This is a genomic window from Acinetobacter sp. YH12218 (assembly GCF_013417925.1).
In the GTDB taxonomy this organism is placed as follows: Bacteria; Pseudomonadota; Gammaproteobacteria; order Pseudomonadales; family Moraxellaceae; genus Acinetobacter; species Acinetobacter amyesii.
Map to the genome: position 1 here is coordinate 1 of NZ_VPDB01000142.1, position 2,561 is coordinate 2,561.

The window sequence follows — 2,561 nt, forward strand, 5'->3', positions numbered from 1 at the left end:
TTCGGTAAAAACTGGTCGAGGTACGCCAACCAAGCGTTTAAATTCAGAATCTGAAAAACGGTTTAAGTTCTGATATCTCATGAAACTTAGATTGATGTGGTTTTTACTTTCGCAAGAGATCTAATATATCTTGGTGTTGAGCGGGGATAAAAACTCATTGACGAAAAGCAGTTGAACTATTTCTTTAAATTATAATTTGTACAGTGGTTTTTGTGGATTAAACCGCTCCCACAAATCATTTTTGAATTTATATGGAAACCCTAATTTTTCTCTCATAGGGAAGAGAAATAGTTTCATAAAAAAAGGTGGCTAATGAGCCACCTTAACTATTTTATTTATCGTGATATAACCAATAATAACCTGCATAACACGCCGCCATAAAGATCAGACAGCCAATAAAGCCTGAAAGCATTTCAGGATCTGCAGCCATACTTAAACCTGTTGCGGTACAGCAGACAAAGCCAAGAATTGGAACCAGTGGGAACCATGGTGTACGGAATTTAAGCTCTGACACGCTATGACCTTGTTTCAGCCATTGGCGACGGAAGTTAAATTGACTCCAACAAATACTCATCCACACGATCACCATGGTGAAAGCGGCAACCCCCATCAAGTTCTTGAAGATCACATCTGCGCCAAATTGTTCTGACAATAGACCTGGTAAACCACCGATCATAGTGACCAATACAGCAATATAAGGCACACCAGTTTTGCTTAATTTGCCGAAAGCACGTGGTAATTGTTTTTGTGCGGACAGCGCCCACATCATACGTGATGCAGCATATAAACCAGAGTTAGCTGTAGACAGTAAAGCCGTAATAATGACGAAACGAATTAAGTCTTCTGCATAGGGAATGCCCATCAGGTTAAATACGGAAACGAATGGGCTACTACTTAAGCCGCCATGTCCACCAACATTTAAACCTGCATCGGTATAGGTCAACAGGGAACTGATGACGATAATAGTGCCGACAAAGAAAATGATTAAGCGCCATACCGCAGCATGAATGGCTTTAGGCACATTCTTTTCAGGGTTTTCAGTTTCACCTGCAGCGATACCAATCATCTCCGTACCATTAAAGGCAAAGTTCACGATCAATAGCGTGGCAAACAGAGGGAACAAACCATTTGGCAGCCAACCATGTTCTGTCAAATTGTGGAACATTGGAGCTGATTCATAGCCTTGGAAAGGTACGAAACCAAAGATGCAGGCAAAACCAAGGATGATGAAAATCAACACTGTTGCAACTTTCACCATGGATAACCAAAATTCTGACTCTGCGAATGTGCGTGTAGAACTTAGATTAGAAATCATTACACCAGCAGCAAAGATCAGTGTCCATAACCAAATAGAGGTTTGTGGAAACCATTCCTGCATCAAAATAGCCGCCGCAGTAAATTCTGTACCTAAGGTGGCAGACCAGCCCAACCAGTACATCCAAGACACCATATAGCCGGTACCCGGGCCAATATAATTAGTCGCAAAAGCACCAAAAGAGCCAGAAACAGGTAAATGTACGGCAAGTTCACCCAAACAGAGCATGACCATGTAGGCAATCAAACCGCCAATAATATAGGCAAGAACAGCGCCTAAAGGCCCAGCTTGTGAAATAACTTCACCTGAACCCATAAACAAACCAGTACCAATTGCACCACCAAGTGAGAGCATCACAAGGTGTCGAGTCGTCATCGCACGTTTAAGCGATGGACTTTTACCTTCAGCAGACGAGTGTTGCGAAGGTTCAGAGGGAGATTGCATAGTGAAAAGAAAATTGAATGAAAGGTATATTTTATGATTGAATGCAGTGAAATGATTGATAAATCGAATTTTTCTTATAATGTAATAATACTGATCTAAAATTTAAATCTTTAGCACTGACCATTGGATTAATGGTCAGGAGTTTGATACTCAGCTTCAGAAGTTGCAGGTACTTGAGTTTGTTCAGCTACAGGGGCTTTGTTGTCATCGCGGCTCACAATATACAGATAGAGTGCAGATGGAAATAATATGGCTAAAACCAAGAGCAACTTTTTAAACATAGGGTATTCTTACATCAAAATAGATCAAGCTGAAGTATAAACAAAACCAGTCAGGCTGTAATTAATTAAAGTTTACGGTTTTTCTGTTCTAGATTGGACAGGATGACTTGGTAGGTGTCAGGGTAGTGTTGTTTAAGGTTCCGTTGTTGCATGATTGTGATGGTTGAAGCATTTGGCTCGACACCCAGTTTTAAAATTTTTTGGGTTAAAGCGAGTTGAGGGGAGCGACCATCAAAATGTGTATTTAGTAAGTTACCATCGGTATATTTTACTGTGAGTCCGATATTCAGGAGATAATCAAAAACATCAGGCAAACCAAAACCGGCAGCTTTGTAGAGTAAATTATATGTTTCTGCACGATAGCCACGGCCGTATGTTTGATGTGTTTTTAATATGATGTGTGCTGAAAAAACAGGAGGTTTTAACTTGGTAAACTAAACACACTCATCAGGAGTTTACCATGAGCAAGAAACACAAGACTTACACCACAGAATTTAAAGCTGAAGCCATCAAATTAATTG

3 protein-coding genes are annotated in these 2,561 nt (G+C 40.3%); all 3 read right to left on the reverse strand.

Features of this window, described 5'->3' with window-relative positions:
* Positions 1–331: 331 nt before the first annotated feature.
* The 3 genes from FTV03_RS17445 to FTV03_RS17455 all read right to left on the reverse strand — a co-directional run bounded on the left by FTV03_RS17445 (position 332) and on the right by FTV03_RS17455 (position 2,354).
* Positions 332–1,759, reverse strand: a complete 1,428-nt coding sequence (locus FTV03_RS17445) for an amino acid permease (RefSeq protein ID WP_180042383.1) — start codon at positions 1,757–1,759, stop codon at positions 332–334.
* A 128-nt stretch (positions 1,760–1,887) separates the two neighbouring features.
* Complete coding sequence (locus FTV03_RS17450; protein ID WP_168379378.1) at positions 1,888–2,040, reverse strand: hypothetical protein; 153 nt, start codon at positions 2,038–2,040, stop codon at positions 1,888–1,890.
* Positions 2,041–2,105: 65 nt separating this feature from the next.
* The gene (locus FTV03_RS17455) at positions 2,106–2,354 is read right to left on the reverse strand and encodes a hypothetical protein (RefSeq protein ID WP_180042385.1); all 249 of its coding nucleotides are present in this window, start codon (positions 2,352–2,354) and stop codon (positions 2,106–2,108) included.
* Between the last annotated feature and the right edge of the window lie 207 nt (positions 2,355–2,561).

What these genes read in the sequence shown, in the direction of transcription:
- FTV03_RS17445 (WP_180042383.1), bottom strand. Translation starts at nt 1,759, where the DNA reads ATGCAATCTCCCTCTGAACCTTCGCAACACTCGTCTGCTGAAGGTAAA.
- FTV03_RS17450 (WP_168379378.1), bottom strand. Translation starts at nt 2,040, where the DNA reads ATGTTTAAAAAGTTGCTCTTGGTTTTAGCCATATTATTTCCATCTGCA.